The organism is Sciscionella sediminilitoris, from assembly GCF_000737195.2.
Lineage (GTDB): Bacteria > Actinomycetota > Actinomycetes > Mycobacteriales > Pseudonocardiaceae > Sciscionella > Sciscionella sediminilitoris.
Genome location: NZ_JALM01000036.1, coordinates 53161 through 72912, shown reverse-complemented (window position 1 = coordinate 72912; position 19752 = coordinate 53161). Strand labels below are relative to the sequence as shown.

The window sequence follows — 19752 nt, the reverse complement described above, 5'->3', positions numbered from 1 at the left end:
CCTCGCGCGTTCCCTGGCACATGCAGACGGCATTGGCCTTCGTGATCCCCGCCGGGGTCCTCGCGGTCGTCCTCATCGGCGCCTACGAGCTGCTCCGCCAGCGCAGGCGCAAAGCCGCAGGCACCCCGGTGACCGCGACCTACTTCAACGAGGTCACCGCGATCTTCTACGGCAGCAAACGCCATGAGCTCGAGCACCGGGACTCGGTCTCGCTGATGCGCGAGGAACAGGCCGAAGGCGCACCGCCGGGCAATGGGGTGGATCTGGATCAGGGAACGGCGAGCCTGCGGCGGCCGACTACCCGCTGAGCCGCCCGGTGCTCAGGAAGTTCTCCATCGCGGCGATGTACTCCGCGGTGTGCAGGCCGTTCTCGGTGAGCCAGGCATCGTCGTAGTAGGTGTGCTGATAGCGCTCACCACCGTCACAGAGCAGGGTCACCACGCTGCCCCGCTGCCCGGCGCGCAGCATCCGCTCGATCACGGTGAACGCGCCCCACAGGTTGGTTCCGGTGGATCCGCCCGCCCAGTGCCCGGTGCGCTCACGCAGTACCCGGATGGCGGCCATGGACGCGGCATCGGGCACCACGAACATGTCGTCGATGACGTGCGGCAGGAAGGACGGTTCGCAGCGCGGCCGCCCGATCCCCTCGATCCGCGAGGGCATCCCGGTCGCGTAGTCGAGCGCCCCGGTCTCCCAGGCTCCGAAGAAGGAGGAGTTCTCCGGATCGACGACGGCGAGCCTGGTCTCGTACCTGCGGTAGCGGATGTAGCGCCCGAAGGTCGCGCTCGTCCCTCCGGTTCCCGCGCCGACCACGATCCACTCCGGGACCGGGTACCGCTCCAGGCGCATCTGCTCGAACACGGACTCGGCGATGTTGTTGTTCCCGCGCCAGTCGGTCGCACGCTCGGCGTAGGTGAACTGGTCGAGGTAGTAGCCGTGACACTCGGCGGCGAGCCGCTCGGCCTCGGTGTAGATGGCCGATGGAGTATCCACGAAGTGACAGCGGCCACCGTAGAACTCGATCAGCTCGACCTTCTCCCTGCTGGTCTTGCGCGGGACGACGGTGACGAACTCGAGCCCGAGCATCCGCGCGAAGTACGCCTCGGAGACCGCTGTCGAGCCGCTGGAGGCCTCGATGAGCACGGTATCCGCGGAGATGTTCCCGTTCACCAGCCCGTAGAGCAGCAGGGAGCGGGCGAGCCGGTGCTTGAGCGAACCGGTCGGGTGCACCGATTCGTCCTTGAGGTAAAGGTCGATTCCCCAGCTCGCGGGCAGCGGGAACACGTGCAGATGGGTGTCCGCGCTGCGGTTCGCATCGGCCTCGAGCACCCGGATGGCGTTCGCGACCCATTCGCGATCGGTCACTGACCACCCCGGAGCTCGGCACGCAGCCGCTCACGCTCGGCGTCCCGGTTCGCCGTGCGGGCGGCGAGCGCGGCCGTGGTCCGGTTGCGCAGGCCACGGAAGGCGAACACGGAGATCGGGAAGGCCACGATGATCGCGACCGGGAGGGAGACGAGCAGCGGGACGCCGATGAGCATGAGCGCCACCGTCACCACGGCGATGATGGCGATCCGCGCGAGCGTGTAGAGCGCGAGATTGCCCCAGAGTCCGCCGGACGGCCGCGCTGCTTCCTGTTGCCCTTCACTCACGTTCGCCAAGGGTACCCGCACTCTCCTCGCTCGAATTCGGCCTGCTCTCGAACCGGGTGGAGAGCACGACGGTGGTGCGCGTCCTGCCCACCCCGCCGATGCGGCGCAGCCGTCCGAGGGAGAGTTCGAGCTCGTCCACCGTGCCGACCCGCACCTTCACGATGAACGCCTCCTCACCGGCGACCCGGTAGCAGGACTCCACCTCGGCCAGCCGCTCCAGCTCGTCGGCGACCTCCTCGTCATCGGCGTTGTCGGTGGGCTGGATCCCGACGAGCGCGGTCACCCCGAGCCCGATGGCCCGCGGATCGACGACCGCGTGATAGCCGACGATCACGCCGGAGTTCTCCAGCTTGGCGACCCGCTCGTGCGCCGAGGAGGCGGAGAGCCCGACCGCGCGGCCCAGTTCGGCATAGGTGGCCCTGCCGTCCTCGCGGAGGATGGCGATGAGTTTCCGGTCGATCGCGTCCACGGAACGAGAGTAAAGCGGAGAAGGGATTCGTGTACGAGCGGTGTGAACCGTCCTGCGCTCCGTACCGCTCTGACGTGGAGAAATGTCCACAGCGTCCGCTTTGTACTTTAATTCCCCTTTACTGAAACCTAAGTGTTCGAGTACCTGGGGGTCGGAGTGCAACGATGTGTCGCATAAGTCGTACTTGGCGCAAGGAGGTTCTTTGCCGTGACCGCGACAATCGGACAGGACACCCAGCAGGTCGGTGAACGGTTGCTGACCCCTGGTGAGGTCGCAACGTTGTTCCGCGTCGACCCCAAGACCGTGACGCGCTGGGCAACCGCCGGCCGTATCGGCTCCATTCGCACCCCGGGCGGGCACCGCCGGTTCCGCGAGGCCGAGGTCCAGTCGCTCCTCACGGAGTTGACCACCGAGCCAGAACACCACTGATCGGTCGACACGAGCGGTAACCGACCGCGGGCGAGCACGGGTACGCTGGGTGGCAGACGTGCTCGGAGGTGGCTTGATGCTGTACCTGCTCGCTGCGGTCGGCGCCGTGACGATAGGGGTCGTGTTGTGGAAGCTGCTGCGGATGAACGACCCCACCCGGACGGATCAGTTCGTCCTGCCGCAGGAACGCGAGGAAGAGCAGGCTCAACCGCAGCAACAGGGCCGGGTCATCGGACCGGACGACGACCCGGAGTTCCTGCGTAGCCTGGACAAGTACCGCAACGACTGATCAGCGGGGGTTACCGGCGCCCCACTGCTGATCATGGGGGAAATCCTGGGCCACGGTGGCCGCGAGCTCGAGCAGCGCGAGCCGGGTTGGCGCGGCGAGCCGGTCCAGATCGACCTCGGCCCCCTCTTCCAGGTGCGGGTCGAACGGAATCGGGCACACCGCGCGGCAGCGGGCCGCGAAGTGCTCGGTCAACCGGTCCAGATTCACCTTGCCCGATTTGGGGCGCACCGAGCTGACCACGGTCACCGAGCGGCCGACCAGGTCGCGGTAGCCGTGCGCGTCCAGCCAGTCGATCGTCGCCGAGGCCGAGCGGGCCCCGTCGATCGAACTCGAGGACACGATGATCAGCGAGTCCGCGATGTCCAGCACGCCCTTCATGGCGCTGTGCATGAGACCGGTCCCGCAGTCGGTGAGCACGATGTTGTAGAAGTGCTCGAGCAGGTCGATGGTGCGCCGGTAGTCGGTCTCGGAGAACGCCTCGGAGACCGCGGGGTCCTGTTCGGAGGCGAGCACTTCCAGCCGTGAGGGCCCCTGCGAGGTGTACGCGCGCACATCCGAGTAGCGGGTGATCCGGTTCGCGTCCCGCAGCAGGTGCCGCACGGTCGCGGTGGTCTCCAGCGGGATCTTCTGGGAGAGCGTGCCCCGGTCCGGGTTCGCGTCCACCGCGATCACCCGGTCCCCGCGCAGTGAGGCGAAGGTCGAGCCGAGGGTCGCGGTGGTCGTCGTCTTGCCGACCCCGCCCTTGAGCGAGAGCATCGCGATCTTGTAGCAGCCACGCAGCGGCTGGTTGATGCCGGTGATCAGCTCACGGCGGCGGATGTCGGCCGGGCTCTCGCCGAGGTTGACCGCGTGCCCGGTGGCCACGTAGACGGCCTTGCGCCAGCCACCGCGCGGGGTGCGCTTGTTGTTCTTCAGCAGCTGCGCGCTGGACAGGTCCTGGGTGGCCTTGGAGGCATGCCGCGCGAGGTCGTCGGGCGCCGGTCCTGCGGGGCCCTGCGGGGTGTACGGGCTCTGCTGCGGCGCCTGTTGCGGGTACTGCTGCTGTAGGTAGTACCCCGGCTGCTGCTGCGGGTAGTACCCGGGCGGCTGCTGTTGCTGCGCGGGCTGCTGGGCGGGCTGTTGCTGGGCGAACCCTCCGGAGGCGGGCCCGTAGTTCGGCTGTGGCTCCTGGTACTGCCCGTAGTCGGGTTGCGGCGGTTGTCCCTGCTGGTAGGCGATGGGCGGCTGCGCGGGGCTGGTCGGCTGGCTGTCCTGCTGGCCCTCGCTGTTGTCCACAGCACCGTTGTTGCCCGCAGCCTCCCCTGGCCACACGGCGCGCGTCGGCTCCTCCGGTGGTTGCCACGACGCGGTGTGCCGCCCGCCCTGCGCGTCGTCTGGTCCGAACCCTCCGGTCACCGGCGTCCTCTCTCTCCTTGTCGGTCGAACACGCTCTCCTGTCGACGGTAGCCTTCACCGCCGCATTGGTCCACGTAACAAGCGTGTTCAGGAAACGCCGGCGTAGGAGTGCATACCGGTAGTGACGAGGTTGATGAAGAACAGGTTGAACACGGTGACGACGAACCCGATCGAGTTGATCGCCGCCGCCGGGTTGCCCCGCCAGCCCGCGGTGGACCGTGCGTGCAGGTAGATCGCGTACACCACCCACGCGACGAGCGCCACGGTCTCCTTGGGGTCCCAGCTCCAGAACGAACCCCAGGCGCGCTCGGCCCAGATCGCCCCGCAGATGACACCGACGGTGTAGAGCGGGAAGGCGAAGATCGTGGTGCGGTACGCGACCCGGTCCAGTGCGTCCTTCGCGGGCAGCCGCTGCACGAACCGGGCGAGCTTGCGCGGGTTGTTCTCGTTGATCGAGCGCAGCAGGTACATCAGGCTGGCCACGCCGGGAACGAGCAGCAGTCCGGTGGACGCCGAGATGATCGTCACATGGATGACCAGCCAGTAGGACTGCAGCGCGGGCATCACCGGGGCCGCGTTCGCGTAGAGCACGGTCGCGCCGAGCCACATCAGCACGATCACCGGCAGCAGCACCCATGCCCCGATGCGGTGAATGGGGAACCGCTTCGCGAGCACCAGGAAGGCGCCGATCCCGACCGCGGTGATGAACGCGATGTACTCGTACATGTTGCCGAGCGGCCAGCGCTCCACCGCGAGCCCGCGCAGCACGATCGAGGCGGCCTGCACCAGCAGCCCGAGCACGGTCAGCGCCACACCCATCCGGCCGAAGCGTGCGGAGAGCGGGCGGTCGGCGCCCTTCGGCTCGGGGACGTCGACGTCCGCGGTGGAGTCGACGATCCCGGAAGCGGGCAGCTCGGTGCCGCCACGCTCCTCCCCGGCGCCCGCGGGGACCAGTTCCCGTTCCCGCGCGCGGGCCCGCTGCCGGTTGAACGCGACATCGGCAAGGTAGAGCACGAACGCGAACACGTAGATCGCGATCGCCGTCGCGAAGGCGTAGTCGCTGAACTGCGAGAGAGTCGCGTTGATCGCCATCAGTCGTCCTTCCCACGGGTGGCAGTGAGCAGCGCACGCGAGAGTTTGGTGAATTCCTCGCCGTATCCGGCCTGGTCGGTGCGGGCGAGCGCGCCGACGGTGATCAGGGTAGACCCGTCCGCGGTCGGCTTCGCCCGCAGCCACACCCGCCTGCGCTTGATGACCAGCGAACCGAACAGGCCGAGCAGCAGCGCGATCGCGAACACGAGCACCCAGACCTGGGTCGGATCGTGCGCGATCTCGAGCGAGGCGAACTTCTTCACCCCGTCGAAGCGGACCGTGGTGCCGTCGCCGAGCTTGGTCTGCTGCCCGGGCTTCAGGTTGACCCGGTCGACCCGGTGCAGCCGGTTCTGGGCGATCATCTGGTGATCGATCTCGTAGATCGACTGTCCCTTACCCGAATCGACGCCGAGGTCACCCTGGTAGACATCGGCGGCGAACACCGGGTCACGCAGTTCCGGGTTCGTCGAACCGGCGAGCAGCTTGCCCTGCATGGCCGCGGTCGGCGCGAACAGCCCGGTGACCGCGAGTTGCTTCTTGCGCTGCTCGACCGGGTCGGTGATCCCCGGGGTCTCGGTGAACTTCACCGCACCCTCGGAGAAGTAGGTGCTCACCTCGGTCGGCCGGAACACCTGGGTCTGGGTGCGCTTCTCCCCGTTCGGGTAGGTCACGGTGACCGTGGGCGCGTAGCCGTGGTCGAGAAGGTAGACCCGGTCCCCCGCGACCCGGAGCGGATCGTTGACCTCCAGGTGATACGGGCGCCACTGACCGGTCCGCAGGTCCTTGCCCGACTGGTACTCGACATTGGACTCGTACTGGGTCGGCTGCCGGTTCGCCAGGTACCGCGCGGTGAAGTCGTTGACCTTGACGCAGAACGGCGCCAGGTTCGTGCCGTCCACCCGTGGTCCCGGGGTGAACGCGTCGTAGGCCAGCGGACCGGAGTTGCAGAACTGCGAACCGTCCGCGATGACCGCGACCTGTCCCTTGTAGGAGAACATGCTGCCCAGCGCGACCGAGACGATCAGGCCGAGCAGGGCGAAGTGAAACATCAGGTTGCCCACCTCGCGCAGGAAACCCTTCTCCGCGCTGATGGTGCGCACCCCGCCGTCCTCGGAGCGCTCCGCGATGCGCCAGCCGCGCAGCAGCGGGCGCGCACTGGCCACGACCTCCTCCGGGCTCACGGTGACCGTGGCGGATGCCTTGTGCGGCAAGCGGTTGAAGTTCCGCGGCACCAGGACCGGCTTGTCCCGCAGCTGGCGCGCGTGCTCGACCGAGCGCGGCAGCAGGCAGCCGACCAGCGAGATCATCAGCAGCAGGTAGATCGCGGCGAACCAGACGCTGGAGTACACGTTCAGGAAACCGGTCGCGTCCAGCAGCCGCCCCCACCAGCCGTGCTCGCTGATGTAGGTCTGGGTCTTGCTCTCGTTCAGCGAATGCTGCGGCAACAGCGCACCGGGCATGGTGGCCAGCGCGAGCAGGAAGAGCAGGATCAGCGCGGTGCGCATCGAGGTGAGCCCGCGCCAGGTGTTGCGCAGGAAGGAAAGCACTCGATTCGGCCGCCGATTCCGTTGCGGTGAACCGGTTTCGGACACAGTGTCCGTCGTCATATCGGCAGCTCCGTATTCGAGACGAGGTTGCCCTGGATCCACGCGATCAGCGATCCCCACAACCCGGTGACGAGTGCGATACCCACGAGCAGCAGCAACACCCCGCCGAAGATCTGTACCCCGCGCACATGCCGCTTGATCCACGCGGTCGCGCTGATCGCCCAGCGCGCGCCGACCGCGATCACCACGAAGGGCAGGCCGAGGCCGAGGCAGTAGAGCACGATGAGCAGCACCCCGCGGGTGGTCGAACTGCCCGCTTCGGTTCCCGCGGTCAGCGAGAGCACCCCGGCGAGCGTCGGGCCGATGCACGGGGTCCAGCCCAGCGCGAACACCCCGCCAAGCAGCGGTGCGCCGATCAGGCTCGCGCGCGGGGTGAACCGCAGCCGCAGCGTGCGCTGCGCGCCGGGGACAAGGCCGATGAACACCAGGGCGAGGGCGATCGTGACCACCCCGCCGATGCGCTGCAACAGGTCCTCGTTCACCCGCAGCGCCGTCGTCACCCCGAACACCGTCACCGTGAGCGCGCAGAACACCACCGTGAAACCGAGCACGAACAGCGCGGCGGCCCCGGCGACCTTTCCTTTCCCGGTCTTGGGTTTCTCCTCCCCCGCGGTGACCGCGGGAGCGTCCGCGCCGACCAGTCCGGCAAGATAGGCCAGGTAACCGGGAACGAGTGGTACGACACACGGTGATGCGAACGACACCAGACCGGCGAGCACCGCGACCAGCGCGGCCAGCAGAAGCGGCCCCGAAGCGGCGAGCTCGGTCGGGTTCACTCCTCGATGCTAGGCAGTGCTATTCGCGCCCCGATCAGCAGGGTCGCCAGCTCACAAGGGTTTCACGAGTGTGACTCAGCGATGGCGGACCTTGCCACGATGAGCGATCCGGAGGATAACTACAGCGACGCGCACTATACAAACCGTGTAGTTCGCCGAACGAGCGAGCAACACGGCTGCCGGAGCGCCGCCCCTGGTGATCGCGATGCGGTCAGGCCTGCGCTCCACCTGGGTCACATATTCCGAGAGCTTGTCGCGCGCCCCACCGAGGTGTGGCCGAACTCAACCGACCAGCTTGTGCAGCTCCGTCTCCAGATCCGACTGGGTCAGCGGCACCAGGTACATCGCCGCGACCCGGTGCCGCGTATCGAGCACCATGGTGGTCGGCACGGTGGAAAGCGGGTAGCTGCCGATCGAGAGCAGTGACCGCCCCGCGGGGTCGAAGATCGAGGGGTAGTTCAGCCCGCGGGTGGTGAGGAAATCCTTCGCCTGCTGCCGTCCGTCCCGGAAATTCACGCCGAGCAATTGCACGCGGTTCCCGAATTTCGCGGTGGCCTTCTGCAGATCGGGCGCCTCGGAACGGCAGGGCCCGCACCAGGAACCCCACACATTGATCACGACGGCCTTGCCGCGGAAATCGGAGAGCCGGATCTGTTTGCCCGGATCACGCACCGATTCACCGCTGATCTCCGGAGCCGGTTTACGTTCGGCCGCGGGGTAGAAGATCTTCGTCTTCCCGCCGGGCGAGGTGAACGAATAGGTGTTCGAGCCGTCGGTGACCGCGTCCTGCCCGGTGGAGCAACCGGCGAGCAGAACCGTGGCACAGACCAGAAGGATCAGTCGTTTCATGCGCCGGTCGTCCGTGGATTCGTCGCGCCAGCCGGTTGGCTGTACTCGATGTCGACGAGCAGTTCGCCGTCGAACACCAGGCTGGTCACCGAGGCGAGCCCGCATTCGCGACGGCGTGGATCATGCCAGAGCCGCTTGCCTTCGAGGAACCGGCGCAGCGTCCAGATCGGCAGCTGATGCGAAACACACACCGCCTCGTGCCCGTCCGCTGCCGCGCGTGCGGTGTAGGCGGCGGCAAGCATGCGGTGCGCGATCTGCAGATACGGCTCGCCCCAGGACGGCAGGAACGGATTGCGCAGTTTCGGCCAGTAGATGGGCTGGCGCAGCACTCCGTCCCCGACCGCGACTTTCTTGCCCTCGAAGGCGTTTTCCGCCTCGATGAGCCGGTCGTCGGTGCACAGTTCGAGCCGGTGCGAATCGGCGATCGGCGCCGCGGTCTGCTGCGCACGCACGAGAGGCGAGGCGACCACATGCGCGATGTCGTTGCCCCGCAAGGATTCCGCGACGGTGATCGCCTGGCGCTGGCCGGTCTCGGAGAGCTCGTACCCGGAAAGCCTGCCGTAAAGGATGCCTTCCGGGTTGTACACCTCGCCGTGCCGGACGAAATGAACCTTGGTGGCACTCATTGCTTCGCCTCGGCCGCGGCGCGCGCCGCGTGGGGCAGCGCATCGGCGATGATCTCGAACGCCTGCTCGTCCATGGCCGCGTTGACGAACACCGCCTCGAAGGCGCTCGGGGCCGCGTACACCCCGCGCGCGAGCAGTTCGTGGAAGAACGCCGGATAACGCCAGCTCTGCGCGGCCTTGGCGCCCGCATAGTCGCGCACCGGTTCCTCGCTGAAGAACACCGAGAACATGTTGCCCGCCCGCCCGATGGTGTGCGCGACCCCGGCCTCGGTGAGCGCGCCCGTGTAGAGCTCGCGCAGCCGTTCGGAGTTCGCGTCCAGGCGCCGGTACACATCCGCATCGGCGGCCCGCAGCGCGGCCAGTCCCGCGGCCACCGCGACCGGGTTCCCGGCCAGCGTGCCCGCCTGGTACACCGGGCCGGTCGGGGCCAGCTGCGCCATCACGTCGGCGCGCCCGCCGAACGCGGCGGCGGGCAGGCCGCCGGACATCACCTTGCCGAAGGTGAACAGGTCCGCGCGCACACCTTCCAGGCCGTACCAACCGGCCGCGGACACCCGGAACCCGGTCATCACCTCGTCCAGGATGAGCAGCGCACCGTGTTCATCGCAGAGCGCGCGCAGCTTCGCGTTGAACCCGTCGTGCGGGGCGACGACCCCCATGTTCCCCGCGGCGGCCTCGGTGATCACCGCGGCGATGTCACCGGATGCGAAGGCCGCGCGCACCGCCTCGATGTCGTTGTACGGCAGCACGATCGTGTCCTCGGCCTGCGCCCCGGTCACCCCCGGCGAGGTGGGCAGGCCGAGGGTTGCCACCCCGGAGCCCGCCTCGGCGAGCAGGGCGTCCACGTGCCCGTGATAGCACCCGGCGAACTTGATGATCTTGCCGCGGCCGGTGTATCCGCGGGCGAGCCGGATCGCGGACATCGTGGCCTCGGTACCCGAGTTGACCAGCCGAACCTGCTCCACCGGGTCGACGCGGCGGATGAGTTCCTCGGCGAGATCCACCTCGCCTTCACTCGGGGTGCCGAAGGAAAGGCCGTGGGACGCGGTCTCACGCACCGCCTCGATCACGCTCGGATGCGCGTGTCCGAGGATCATCGGGCCCCAGGAGGACACCAGGTCGACATAGCGATTGCCGTCGACATCGGTGACGTACGGCCCCGAACCGGAGACCATGAACCTCGGGGTGCCGCCGACGGAATGGAACGCGCGCACCGGCGAGTTCACCCCGCCCGGCGTCGCGGCCTCGGCCCTTGCGAACAGTGCGCCTGAACGAGCTACTTGCTGTGCCACCCCACCAGTCTCCCACCACCGTAGGCTCGCCCCCGATGCGCCTCGACCAAGCACAGCGGCTACTCGCGCCGTTCGGCACGGCACGTGATCTGCGTCCCGTCCCGAGCAGTCCACGCTGGGATGTGTGGACTGCGGAGCTCTCCGGGCGGCCGGTGGTGCTCAAACAGGTCGCACCCGAACACTTCGCGCGGGAACACACCGCGCTGCTGCTCGCCGCCCGCGCGGACCCGCCGGTCGTGCCCGCGGTGCTCGGCAGCGATCCGGACCAGGGCGTGCTCGTGCTCGACCGGATCGAGCACGCCGAACCCGCTCCGGACTGGGTAATCGGCTACGCCGAGGCGCTGGCCAGGCTGCACGTCACGGCCGGGCCCGCCGATGCCGGTGCCCTGCCGGACTGGGAGCCGCCCGCCGAGTCCGATGCGCTCGCGTGGTTCCGCCTCGCCGAAGCGCTCGGCGCCCCGGCCGGTGCCGCGGTGCGCGCGGACGTGGCCGGGATCCTCGCGGACCAGCCGAGGGGAACCGCCCTGCTGCACGGCGACCCCTGCCCGGGGAACGACCTGCACACCGCATCGGGGATCCGGTTCGTGGATCTGGAACAGGCCGCGCTCGGGCCCGGCGCGGTCGAGCTGGCGTACCTGCGCATCGGGTTTCCCACCTGCTGGTGTGTGACCGCGGTCCCCGGGAAACTGCTGCGCGAGGCCGAACGGGCCTATGTGCGCGCGGGCGGTCCGGATCCCGGTGACCTGCTGACCGCCTGTGCCGGGTGGCTGCTGCGCGGGGACGCACTGGTCGAGCGGGCGTTGCGCGGAGCACGGGATCACCTGGCCGCCGTGCTGGAGGCGGACTGGGAATGGGGCACGGTCACCGCGCGGGAACGGCTGGCGCACCGGCTCGGCGTGGTCTCCGGAATGTGCGCCGAACACGACCGGTTCACCGCGTTCGGCAGGCACTGCACGGCGCTGCGGGACCGTATGCAGGCACGCTGGCCGGGCCTGCGCCGCCCACCCGCGCGGCGTTGTTAAGCATCTCTTGCGGCGAAGCCGCTTTCACCAGGCTGTCCGCTGGCCGCGCCGCCACACAAGCCCGAGAGTCGAACCAGTTCTCAGGCCTGCTGAGTGCGCTCCTGTTCGAGCATCTGCTGATAGCGAGCCAGTTCACGGGCCTCCGCGCGGCGACTGCGGGGCCGGAACGCCAGGATCGACTGCCGGATCGCGTCGATGAACAGGAACCCGGCGATCAGGCAGAGCCCGATGCTGGCCCCCGCGAGATCACCGTGCATCTTGGACGAGACCAGGTGGCGCCCATTGGTTCCGACATAGTCGACCTGGTAGTTCACCGCGCGCCAGATGAGCACGGCGGCGATGACCGCGGCCGCGATGACAACGAGCTCGACCACGATGATCACCGCCCGGCCCGGCCGGTTCAACGCACTCATGACCATCAGTGTGGCACGAGCGCACGCAGCGCATCGCGCAACCGGTCCCCATCGCGCGCCCAGGCGAGCACCACCGTGCCGTCCTCGAGCAGCAGGGGCACCTCGGCGAACCGTTTCGGCACCGCCCACAGTCCACCGAGCACCCGGGCCCCGTCCGGCACATCCACCTCGTCCACCGCGCGGATCCGTTCCACGGCAAGGGTTTCGCTGCCGATCCGGAGTTCATCGGCGGTCAACCGCACCGAACAGACCGCGCGGCGCGCCCGCACCCACAGCGCGATGCAACCGGCGAGAACCGCGGCCACGATCAGCCACAGCCACAGGTTGACCGGGCCGGTGAGCAGTTCGAGCAGCAAGCCTGCCGCGGCGAACCCCGGCCCGAACAACACGAGCCACCACCGTGCGCCCGGATGCTCGTAGTGTGGTTCCGCCATCGCATTACCGCCGCGCGGCAAGGTATCCGTTCACCGAGGGCAGGAAGGAGAACACGAGTGCGCACGGCGGAATGACCGCCCACACCACCATGGTCACCCACCACAGCGCCGCGCCCGCCCCGTAGTAGGCGGAAAGGCCCGCGGTGAGCGCCCCGATCAGCTGCACGAGCACGATCGTCTCGCAGATCACCGCGCCGAAGGCGAGCCCGAGCCGGGCGTACCAATTGCCACCGCGCACCAGGAGAGCGAGCCAGCACTCCGCGATCCCGAGCACCACCACACCGAACATGCTGAGCAGGAAATCCAGGCTGCCGAATCCAGGGGACACTCCGGCACCGGTCGCCCCGGCAAGCCTGCGCACGAGCACGCCCAGCGGCCAGCAGATCCCGGCCACGAGCCACAGCGTCGTCGCCACGGTGATCGCGAGCGGGCGGGCGCGCCGCTGCACGACCTGTTGCACGGGATTCATCGGAGGAATGGGGTACTGGTTCATCGCCTGCTCAGCGTAGCCGGTCGCGGGTGCGCGCACCGGCGTTCCTGGCGAAATACTCCATCGCGGGACCGGAGAACATGCTGATGATCGCGGCGACCTCGACCACGATGGTCGCGCCGTAGAACAGGATCCGCGAAGGGTCCTCGCTGATCACTTCCGGGACCATGAGGATGACCGAGAGCCAGCCGAGTCCGGAGAGCAGTGACCGTGCCCACAACCGGCCCGCGCGCATCCGCATGATGAACACGCCCCAGGGCACGCACAGGGCCGCGAACACGAGCACCATGAGCAGCTGGGTCAGCCGGACGGTGTCCTGCAGCACGGCCTCGCTCACCGGCCCGCCCGCTCGGATGGCCTGCGAGCGCAGCTCCGCGATCGCCGTCGCCGGAATCGTGTACGCGCGCACGGCGATACCGATCAGGTGCAGCGCGAGGGTGACGAACCACAGCCCGGCCGAGTTCCGGATCTCCTTGGGCACCGCCTGTCTGGTGTCGGGATTCGTCACGACACCGACGTTACCTGCCCATCGCGGTGCGTTGCTGGTAGGCGATGTAGGCGTTGGTGTTCGGCCGGTAGGCGAAGACCAGAGCGGCGATCGCGAGCAGATACTCCACGCCGCTGAGGATCTGCGGGGCGAGCGGCAGGGCCACACCCGGCATCACGGTCAGCGTCAGCACCAGGCTCAACAGCTGGAAGAACACCAGGATCGCGGTGATCACGGTGAGCGTGACCCGGGCCCAGTTGCGGCCTTCCCGGAAACGCAGTACGAACAGCCCCCACAGCGCGAGGCCGATCACCACGGTGAGCACGCTCAGCGCGGGTGATGTGCTCGGCATCGTCGTCATGCCCTGCTGGATCGGAAAACCCTGCCGGGCCAGTTCCGCGTAGGTCTCACGCTGGATCTGGCCGCTGTACACGAACGCGTTGAGCAGCCCGCTGATCAGATAGCAGGCCATCGCGGCGATCCAGAGCCGGACCGAGATCTCCAGGTCCCTCGGCCGCGCGGGCGCCCGCTCGATTCCGCCGGGCATCGGGGGCATGCCGCTGAAGTGCTGTCCCGGTTCCCGGTCGAAACCATTCGGAAAAGTCATGACAAAACGTTACTCCGCGAGCCAGCCGGCCGCTTCCGCCGCCCAGTAGGTCAGCACCATGTTCGCGCCCGCCCTGCGGATCCCGGTCAGCGTCTCGAGCACCGCCGGTTTGCGATCGATCCAGCCATTGGCGGCCGCGCCCTCGATCATCGCGTACTCCCCGGAGATCTGGTACGCCGCGACCGGGACATCCACCTGTTCGGCGACGGCGCGCACCACATCCAGATAGGGCAGCGCGGGTTTGACCATCACCGCGTCCGCGCCCTCTTCGAGGTCCAATTCGACCTCGCGCAGTGCCTCGGAGAGGTTCGCCGCGTCCTGCTGGTAGGTCTTGCGGTCGCCGGTGAGCTGGGAATCCACCGCCTCGCGGAACGGGCCGTAGAACGCGCTGGAGTACTTCACCGCGTACGCCAGGATCGAGGTGTAGGTGTGTCCCGCCTTGTCCAGCGCCTCGCGGATCACGCCGACCTGGCCGTCCATCATCCCGCTCGGCCCGATCATGTGCGCCCCGGACTCCGCCTGGATCACCGCCATGTCCGCGTACCTGGCCAGCGTCGCGTCGTTGTCCACCGAACCGTCCTCGGCGAGCACCCCGCAGTGCCCGTGATCGGTGAACTCGTCCAGGCAGCAGTCGCTCATCAGCACCGTGTCGTCGCCGAGGTCCGCGCGCAGGTCACGCAGGGCCACGTTGAGGATCCCGTCCGGGTCGGTCGCCCCGCTGCCCCGGGCATCGTGCACCTGCGGCACTCCGAACAGCATCAGCCCGCCGACCCCGGCGCGCACCGCCTCCTCCGCGGCCTTGCGCAGCGATTCCCGGGTGTGCTGGTACACCCCGGGCATCGAGTCCAGCGCGCGCGGTTCGTCGAGCCCTTCGGCGACGAACATCGGCAGGATCAGCTGGCGCGGCTCGAGCGTCGTCTCGGCGACGAGCCTGCGCATCGCGGGAGTGGTACGGAGCCTTCGCGGGCGGTGCGTCGGAAACACACATCCAGCCTACGACGTGTGCACCCTCCCGGCTCAGGCGGTCAGCTGCTCGTGCATCCCCCGCAGCCGCACCGGGAATTCCGGGGCGGGCAGCGGCGCGCAGAACACGTAACCGTGCTCCCCACGGTGCTCGGTCGCCCGGTACCAGCGGCCCAGATCCGCGTCCACGAAGGTGAACGGCTCATCGCTTTTGCGGCTGCGCCCCATCGCATCACGCAGTTCGAGGGTGATCTGCCCACCGCCGAACTGTTCCCTGGCCACGAGCTCGTCCCACAGTTCGCGTTCCCTGCTGCGCGGCGGGGCCGGCACGCCGTGCATCGGACCGTTCGCCGGTTCCTCTTCCCGGATCGGCACGCTGAACGGTTTGAAGACCGCGGGATGGTGGTTCGGCAGCGCACCGACCAGTGTCTCGGGCAACCGCATCGGATCCGCCTGGCGCAGCACCACCCGGCCCCGTTCACTGATCGCCAGGATCCCTTCCCTGCCGAGCGAACAGGCCAGCACCGTGCGCAGTTCGCCGCGGATGTGGGTCAGCGCGAGAAAGGCCACCTCGGGGCGGCAGATGCAGCGCAGGCTCACCTCGAAGTCCCGGTCGAGCACACCGGGGCGTTCATACACCGGCAGCCCGGAAAGCTCCGCCGAGACCTGCTGGTACACCTGCGCCATCTCCGCGTCGTCGCGCCAGACCGGGATCGGCCGCAACGACATGTGCAGCCTGCCGATCTCCGCCCGGTTCGCCAGCACGACCAGCGCTTCCGCGCTGCACACCACCTCGCCTGGTAACACCGTCACTCACCGAGCACCGGGGGAACGGTCGGCGGGAGTTCACCGACGATCTGGTCCCCGTGTTCCTCGGAGACCAGATACGAGGCGGTCTCGTGTTCCTGGTCCTCGCCGCCTTTTCCGCCGCGGCCCGCGCCACCCATCGGCATCCCGCCGCGACCGGAGCCCGCGCCACCGCGCGGCGCGGACTGCTCCGTCTCGCCCAGGACACCGCGCGGTGCCGCCGCACCCGAGCGGGGACCCTGTGCTTCGGAACCGCCCGCCCCGGAGCCGTATCCGCGCGCGGAACCCGAGGAGTCGCCACCGCCCATGCCACCGAGCGCGCCCATGCCACCCATCGGCATTCCGCCGAGGCCGGTGCTGCCGCCCGGATGCGAGCCACCGTAGCCCGATCCCGGACTGCCGTAGCCGGGACCGTTCGTGGGCAGTTCCGTGGGCACCGCGTTGCTGGTGTGCAGCGAACCGGGCGGCGGCGAGCCCGGAGCCGGCTGTCCCGGGGACGAATGCTGCGGAGCCGAATGTCCTGGAGCACCGGCGGAATCGGGCGCACCCGCGCCGTGGGCCGCGGGCGAGCCGGTGGAAAGGCCACCGGATCCACCAGCGGTCGAGCCACCGCCCGAACCACCCGCGCCCAGCGAATGCGCACCGCCGCCCGCCCGGGAACCACCGGAGCCACCGGCCTGCCCACCGCCACCGGAGCCGCCGTCCCCCGATCCGGAAGGTTGCGAGTCCACGAAATGCGGCATCCCGTTCGCGTTGTACTGCGAATAGCCCACGAAATCGCGGTACCGGTTCACATTGTTCTCGCTCGCCGAACGGTGCGCCTCGAACTGATCGACCGCTTTCTGCGCCTCCCCGGGAGGTTGCCCCGGATAACACGCCATCTTCGCCGGATCCGGCGCGGGCGGCACCGGTTGCACACCGCGCTGCAGCTGCTGCGCCGAATCCATCTGCTTCTTCGTCAGGTCCTGCACCACGTCGACCTGATCCCCCACCTGCAAATAGGCGCTCGCGATACGCGCACCCGCCGAATTGGCCGAGCTCGCCGCGCTGCCCTGCCAGATGCTGTCCAGCGCATTCGCGAACCGCTGAATCTGCTCCGAACGCTGCGGCAGCTTCGTGTTCAGCTCCGATGCGGCCTGCCACGACGGGTGCAGCTTGCTCACATCCGCCGCGGACCACATATCGTAGATCTGCTCGCCGGTGTACGCCACGACAATCCCCCTACTTCGTCTTTTTCAGCGTCGTCACAATCTCATCGGCTGCTTTTTTGGCCATACCGCACGCATAATCCCCGTTTTTGGTCTTGTCGTCGTTATACCAAATGTTGACGACCATCTTGTCTGTCACGGCGAGGCCGAGACCGCACCCGCCATTCTTGCGATTGTCCGTGGAATCTCCCACGACCGCGGAGTATCCCTGCACACTGCCCGGAACGAAGTAGGGCCACACGCCCTTCTTCTTGTAGAGGTCACTCGGTGAAAAACTCGGCTGAGGCCCGTAGTTCAAGGTGTTCCCCTCGGCGACGCCATCGGCCCCCGAGTCCGTCACCGCACAAACCGTGCCCAGGGAGTCCTTTTTCGGTTTCGCCTTCGGATGAGCGATTCCCAGTGCGTTGACTTCACTCTTCCCCAGCAGGAGACACACGTTCCGCTCATCGAGATACGGCTGGATATTCAGCGGCCGCGGCACCGAAGGCCCCGCTGCCGGATCGACCTGCGCCGAACCGGCACTCGAGGCAGGGGTCGAATCCCCGGCACTGCCGGAGACCTCACTCGAGCAGGCGGTCACCGAACCCAGCAGCACCAGGCCGGTCAGGACCGCGAGCACTCGCCGATTCGTCACAGTTTTCCCCTATAGTCCCGGAACAGCACGCTGCTCTGGTGATCGTTCTCGCGATACCCGTCGAGGGCCGCCTTGATGTGGTCACGGTAGCCGACCAGGTCCGCCCGCACCTGTTCCAGCCGTTGCACGAGTTCCCCGCCCCGCTGTTTCAGCGCATCGGCGTGCAGCACGCTTCCCTCGGGATCCGGGGCAGGCGGCTCGGCCCGTTCCACCCGCTTGGCGGTGACCAGATCATCATCCGCGGCACTCGCCATATCGGCGACCTGCTTGTGCAGGGCGCGGAGCTCATCGATGTCCACCCGGACCTGCTGACCACCGCCAGGAGCCCCGCCCTGATCGGCCATGTTCGCCCGGATCTGCTGCTGCAGCTCCTCCGGGGACTTGTGCTGCTTGTCCGCTCCCGGACCGGTGTAGGTGTACCCGCCATGGGAGTCCGGCGGTGCCTGCGCGCCATCGATCGCGTCACCGGCATTGGGCAGATTCGCCCCGCCCGGCCCCGAATGCGGCGTACTCATGCGGCACTCTCCCCTGTTCTGCTACTGCGCGGAGAGTAGCATTCCGACTTCGCAACTCGCAGGGATTTCGGCGAAATACACACGAAAATGCCCCGGCACCGTATCGGTGCCGGGGCATTTCCTCGGAGTTCTCGCTCAGGCCTTGCGGGTGCGCTTTGCCTTGCGCGGCGGGGGAAGCGCTCCCTCGGCACGCAGTTTGGCCGCGTGCGAGGCGAGTGCGTCGACCAGGTCCTGGACGTTGGCGTTGTCCGGGCGGACATCCACCCGCAGGCCGAACTCGACGGCGGTCTCGGCGGTCTTGGGGCCGATGCACGCGATGAGCGAGCGCGCGTGCGGTTTCCCTGCGATACCAACGAGGTTGCGCACGGTCGAGGAGGAGGTGAAGCAGACGGCGTCGAATCCGCCGGTCTTGATCATCTCCCGGGTCTCGGCCGGCGGCGGCGCGGCCCGCACGGTCCGGTAGGCGGTGACATCGTCGATTTCCCAGCCACGGTCCCGCAATCCGGCCGCGAGGGTTTCGGTGGCGATGTCCGCGCGCGGCAGCAGCACCCGGTCGACGGGGTCGAGAATGTCGTCGTGCGGCGGGAAGTCCTGCAGCAGTCCTTCGCTCGACTGGTCACCGGAGGGAATGAGTTCCGGAATGATGCCGAAGCCACGGACCTTTTCCGCGGTGGATTCGCCGATGCAGGCGATCTTCACGCCGGAGAACGCCCGCGCGTCGAGGCCGAATTCGGCGAATTTCTCCCAGACCGCGCGCACCGCGTTGGCCGAGGTGAACACGACCCACTGGTAGCGGCCGTCGACGAGACCCTTGACGGCGCGCTCCATCTGCGCGGGAGAACGCGGCGGTTCGACGGAGATGGTCGGCACCTCGGAAGGAATCGCACCGTGGATACCGAGCCGTTCGGACATCTCCCCGGCCTGTTCCTTGGTGCGGGGCACCAGGACCTTCCAGCCGTAGAGCGCGCGGGATTCCCACCAGGACAGCTTGCCCCGGTTGGCGACCTCGGCCCCGACGGTGACCACGAGCGGACCGACGAGTTCACCGGCGTCCCTGGCCAGGGAGTCCAAAGTGGACTCGACGGTGCGCTGCTGGTGCCCGGTTCCCCCGGAGGTCACCGCGACCGGGGTGGAACCCGCGTGCCCGGCCTCGATGAGCGAGCTGGCCGCTTCGGCGAGGTTCGCACCGGCGGCGTGCAGGACGAACGGCCCCGGCGATGCGGCGAGCACCGGCCAGTCGACCTCACCGCGGATATCGGCCTCGGTGTGCGTGGAACCGAGCGCGATTCCGGCGTAGGTGGGCACCGCGGTCGAGGAGGAGACCCCGGGGATCACGTCGAAGGCGATGCTGGTCCGGGAGACCGCTTTCGCTTCGGTGACAGCGGATTCGAGGGTGAACGGGTCACCGTGAATCAGCCGGACGACGTTGTTTCCCGCTTTCGCCTCGTTCACCAGATCCTTGGCGATATCGGCCTGTTCTCCCGCCGCGGTGCGCAGTTCGGCCTGCTCGCCGATCGAATCGAGAATGGCCTGCGGCACGTCGGCGTCGTGCACGACGAGTTCGGCGTTCGCGAGCAGGGTGCTCGCCCGGACGGTCAGCAGTCCGGAATCGCCGGGGCCGGAGCCGACGAAGGCTATCCGGCCTTGTGTCTTTCCGCGCGTCATCTTTCCTCTTACTCCATCATCAACAGGTCGA

The 19752-nt window shown here is 68.3% G+C and carries 25 protein-coding genes and 1 pseudogene; 4 read left to right on the top strand and 22 right to left on the bottom strand.

Annotated elements, in window-relative coordinates:
• Window positions 1-20 precede the first annotated feature (20 nt).
• Window positions 21-308 carry a DUF6191 domain-containing protein gene (locus tag AD72_RS16740; RefSeq protein WP_031467456.1) on the top strand — a complete coding sequence of 96 codons (288 nt, stop codon included), beginning with the start codon at window positions 21-23 and terminating at the stop codon, window positions 306-308.
• On the opposite strand, the gene cds1 is transcribed toward AD72_RS16740, so the two are convergent.
• Genes cds1 through AD72_RS16725 form a run of 3 tightly spaced genes read right to left on the bottom strand, consistent with a single transcriptional unit; the run spans window position 298 to window position 2121 of the window.
• Window positions 298-1365: an L-cysteine desulfhydrase Cds1 gene (cds1, locus tag AD72_RS16735; protein ID WP_031467455.1), complete on the bottom strand. Its 1068-nt coding sequence runs from the start codon at window positions 1363-1365 to the stop codon at window positions 298-300. The two genes, AD72_RS16740 and cds1, sit on opposite strands and share 11 nt — an antisense overlap.
• Window positions 1362-1652: a DUF4229 domain-containing protein gene (locus AD72_RS16730; RefSeq protein WP_031467454.1), complete on the bottom strand. Its 291-nt coding sequence runs from the start codon at window positions 1650-1652 to the stop codon at window positions 1362-1364. The genes cds1 and AD72_RS16730 overlap by 4 nt, the downstream gene beginning before the upstream one ends.
• The gene (locus tag AD72_RS16725; protein WP_031467453.1) at window positions 1645-2121 is read right to left on the bottom strand and encodes an Lrp/AsnC family transcriptional regulator; all 477 of its coding nucleotides are present in this window, start codon (window positions 2119-2121) and stop codon (window positions 1645-1647) included. The genes AD72_RS16730 and AD72_RS16725 overlap by 8 nt, the downstream gene beginning before the upstream one ends.
• Window positions 2122-2328: 207 nt before the next feature.
• On the opposite strand from AD72_RS16725, the gene AD72_RS16720 reads away from it, so the two are divergent.
• Both AD72_RS16720 and AD72_RS16715 read left to right on the top strand, forming a co-directional pair.
• Window positions 2329-2550 carry a BldC family transcriptional regulator gene (locus AD72_RS16720; protein WP_031467452.1) on the top strand — a complete coding sequence of 74 codons (222 nt, stop codon included), beginning with the start codon at window positions 2329-2331 and terminating at the stop codon, window positions 2548-2550.
• A gap of 76 nt (window positions 2551-2626) precedes the next feature.
• Entirely contained in the window at window positions 2627-2839 is a 213-nt protein-coding gene (locus AD72_RS16715; RefSeq protein ID WP_020501151.1) for a hypothetical protein, read from the top strand.
• Here the strand turns inward: AD72_RS16715 and AD72_RS16710 are convergent, their stop codons facing one another.
• The 8 genes and pseudogenes from AD72_RS16710 to hemL form a co-directional block, all read right to left on the bottom strand.
• The gene (locus AD72_RS16710; protein ID WP_037346148.1) at window positions 2840-4234 is read right to left on the bottom strand and encodes a MinD/ParA family ATP-binding protein; all 1395 of its coding nucleotides are present in this window, start codon (window positions 4232-4234) and stop codon (window positions 2840-2842) included.
• A gap of 87 nt (window positions 4235-4321) precedes the next feature.
• Window positions 4322-5326 (bottom strand): c-type cytochrome biogenesis protein CcsB, encoded by a 1005-nt coding sequence (ccsB, locus tag AD72_RS16705; RefSeq protein WP_031467450.1) that lies wholly within the window; start codon window positions 5324-5326, stop codon window positions 4322-4324.
• The gene (gene resB / locus AD72_RS16700; protein ID WP_031467449.1) at window positions 5326-6933 is read right to left on the bottom strand and encodes a cytochrome c biogenesis protein ResB; all 1608 of its coding nucleotides are present in this window, start codon (window positions 6931-6933) and stop codon (window positions 5326-5328) included. The genes ccsB and resB overlap by 1 nt, the downstream gene beginning before the upstream one ends.
• Window positions 6930-7709, bottom strand: coding sequence for a cytochrome c biogenesis CcdA family protein (locus AD72_RS16695; RefSeq protein ID WP_031467448.1), 780 nt, complete (start codon window positions 7707-7709; stop codon window positions 6930-6932). The genes resB and AD72_RS16695 overlap by 4 nt, the downstream gene beginning before the upstream one ends.
• A gap of 75 nt (window positions 7710-7784) precedes the next feature.
• Window positions 7785-7958: pseudogene (locus AD72_RS35675) on the bottom strand (hypothetical protein); the annotation flags it as partial.
• Between the two features lie 33 nt (window positions 7959-7991).
• Window positions 7992-8558 carry a TlpA family protein disulfide reductase gene (locus tag AD72_RS16690; RefSeq protein WP_031467447.1) on the bottom strand — a complete coding sequence of 189 codons (567 nt, stop codon included), beginning with the start codon at window positions 8556-8558 and terminating at the stop codon, window positions 7992-7994.
• The gene (locus tag AD72_RS16685; RefSeq protein WP_031467446.1) at window positions 8555-9184 is read right to left on the bottom strand and encodes a histidine phosphatase family protein; all 630 of its coding nucleotides are present in this window, start codon (window positions 9182-9184) and stop codon (window positions 8555-8557) included. Before AD72_RS16685 ends, AD72_RS16690 begins: the two co-directional genes overlap by 4 nt.
• Window positions 9181-10476 carry a glutamate-1-semialdehyde 2,1-aminomutase gene (gene hemL, locus AD72_RS16680; RefSeq protein WP_031467445.1) on the bottom strand — a complete coding sequence of 432 codons (1296 nt, stop codon included), beginning with the start codon at window positions 10474-10476 and terminating at the stop codon, window positions 9181-9183. Before hemL ends, AD72_RS16685 begins: the two co-directional genes overlap by 4 nt.
• 35 nt (window positions 10477-10511) lie before the next feature.
• On the opposite strand from hemL, the gene AD72_RS16675 reads away from it, so the two are divergent.
• The gene (locus AD72_RS16675; protein ID WP_031467444.1) at window positions 10512-11498 is read left to right on the top strand and encodes an aminoglycoside phosphotransferase family protein; all 987 of its coding nucleotides are present in this window, start codon (window positions 10512-10514) and stop codon (window positions 11496-11498) included.
• A gap of 80 nt (window positions 11499-11578) precedes the next feature.
• Here the strand turns inward: AD72_RS16675 and AD72_RS16670 are convergent, their stop codons facing one another.
• The 11 genes from AD72_RS16670 to AD72_RS16620 all read right to left on the bottom strand — a co-directional run bounded on the left by AD72_RS16670 (window position 11579) and on the right by AD72_RS16620 (window position 19721).
• Window positions 11579-11911 (bottom strand): hypothetical protein, encoded by a 333-nt coding sequence (locus AD72_RS16670; protein WP_156365232.1) that lies wholly within the window; start codon window positions 11909-11911, stop codon window positions 11579-11581.
• A 5-nt stretch (window positions 11912-11916) separates the two neighbouring features.
• The gene (locus tag AD72_RS16665) at window positions 11917-12345 is read right to left on the bottom strand and encodes a DUF3093 family protein (RefSeq protein WP_031467442.1); all 429 of its coding nucleotides are present in this window, start codon (window positions 12343-12345) and stop codon (window positions 11917-11919) included.
• A 4-nt stretch (window positions 12346-12349) separates the two neighbouring features.
• Window positions 12350-12814 (bottom strand): hypothetical protein, encoded by a 465-nt coding sequence (locus tag AD72_RS16660; protein ID WP_156365231.1) that lies wholly within the window; start codon window positions 12812-12814, stop codon window positions 12350-12352.
• A gap of 31 nt (window positions 12815-12845) precedes the next feature.
• Window positions 12846-13343: a hypothetical protein gene (locus AD72_RS16655; protein ID WP_031467440.1), complete on the bottom strand. Its 498-nt coding sequence runs from the start codon at window positions 13341-13343 to the stop codon at window positions 12846-12848.
• A 10-nt stretch (window positions 13344-13353) separates the two neighbouring features.
• Window positions 13354-13929: a hypothetical protein gene (locus AD72_RS16650; RefSeq protein WP_031467439.1), complete on the bottom strand. Its 576-nt coding sequence runs from the start codon at window positions 13927-13929 to the stop codon at window positions 13354-13356.
• 9 nt (window positions 13930-13938) lie between these two features.
• Window positions 13939-14913 (bottom strand): porphobilinogen synthase, encoded by a 975-nt coding sequence (gene hemB / locus AD72_RS16645; RefSeq protein WP_031467438.1) that lies wholly within the window; start codon window positions 14911-14913, stop codon window positions 13939-13941.
• Window positions 14914-14946: 33 nt separating this feature from the next.
• Complete coding sequence (locus tag AD72_RS16640; protein WP_082468984.1) at window positions 14947-15705, bottom strand: ESX secretion-associated protein EspG; 759 nt, start codon at window positions 15703-15705, stop codon at window positions 14947-14949.
• Entirely contained in the window at window positions 15702-16910 is a 1209-nt protein-coding gene (locus tag AD72_RS36640) for a hypothetical protein (protein WP_051898695.1), read from the bottom strand. The genes AD72_RS16640 and AD72_RS36640 overlap by 4 nt, the downstream gene beginning before the upstream one ends.
• Window positions 16911-16920: 10 nt before the next feature.
• A complete protein-coding gene (locus AD72_RS16630; RefSeq protein ID WP_031467435.1) occupies window positions 16921-17526 on the bottom strand; it encodes a DUF3558 domain-containing protein in 606 nt (201 codons plus the stop codon).
• A gap of 11 nt (window positions 17527-17537) precedes the next feature.
• Window positions 17538-18056 (bottom strand): hypothetical protein, encoded by a 519-nt coding sequence (locus tag AD72_RS16625; RefSeq protein WP_031467434.1) that lies wholly within the window; start codon window positions 18054-18056, stop codon window positions 17538-17540.
• A gap of 135 nt (window positions 18057-18191) precedes the next feature.
• On the bottom strand, window positions 18192-19721 hold the full coding sequence (locus AD72_RS16620) for a bifunctional uroporphyrinogen-III C-methyltransferase/uroporphyrinogen-III synthase (RefSeq protein ID WP_031467433.1): 1530 nt from the start codon (window positions 19719-19721) through the stop codon (window positions 18192-18194).
• Between the last annotated feature and the right edge of the window lie 31 nt (window positions 19722-19752).

Coding starts and splice junctions, on each gene's coding strand:
- AD72_RS16740 (WP_031467456.1), top strand. CDS start 21: ATGCAGACGGCATTGGCCTTCGTGATCCCCGCCGGGGTCCTCGCGGTC.
- AD72_RS16715 (WP_020501151.1), top strand. CDS start 2,627: ATGCTGTACCTGCTCGCTGCGGTCGGCGCCGTGACGATAGGGGTCGTG.
- ccsB (WP_031467450.1), bottom strand. CDS start 5,326: ATGGCGATCAACGCGACTCTCTCGCAGTTCAGCGACTACGCCTTCGCG.
- resB (WP_031467449.1), bottom strand. CDS start 6,933: ATGACGACGGACACTGTGTCCGAAACCGGTTCACCGCAACGGAATCGG.
- AD72_RS16690 (WP_031467447.1), bottom strand. CDS start 8,558: ATGAAACGACTGATCCTTCTGGTCTGTGCCACGGTTCTGCTCGCCGGT.
- AD72_RS16685 (WP_031467446.1), bottom strand. CDS start 9,184: ATGAGTGCCACCAAGGTTCATTTCGTCCGGCACGGCGAGGTGTACAAC.
- AD72_RS16675 (WP_031467444.1), top strand. CDS start 10,512: ATGCGCCTCGACCAAGCACAGCGGCTACTCGCGCCGTTCGGCACGGCA.
- AD72_RS16670 (WP_156365232.1), bottom strand. CDS start 11,911: ATGAGTGCGTTGAACCGGCCGGGCCGGGCGGTGATCATCGTGGTCGAG.
- AD72_RS16665 (WP_031467442.1), bottom strand. CDS start 12,345: ATGGCGGAACCACACTACGAGCATCCGGGCGCACGGTGGTGGCTCGTG.
- AD72_RS16660 (WP_156365231.1), bottom strand. CDS start 12,814: ATGAATCCCGTGCAACAGGTCGTGCAGCGGCGCGCCCGCCCGCTCGCG.
- AD72_RS16650 (WP_031467439.1), bottom strand. CDS start 13,929: ATGACTTTTCCGAATGGTTTCGACCGGGAACCGGGACAGCACTTCAGC.
- AD72_RS16625 (WP_031467434.1), bottom strand. CDS start 18,056: ATGAGTACGCCGCATTCGGGGCCGGGCGGGGCGAATCTGCCCAATGCC.
- AD72_RS16620 (WP_031467433.1), bottom strand. CDS start 19,721: ATGACGCGCGGAAAGACACAAGGCCGGATAGCCTTCGTCGGCTCCGGC.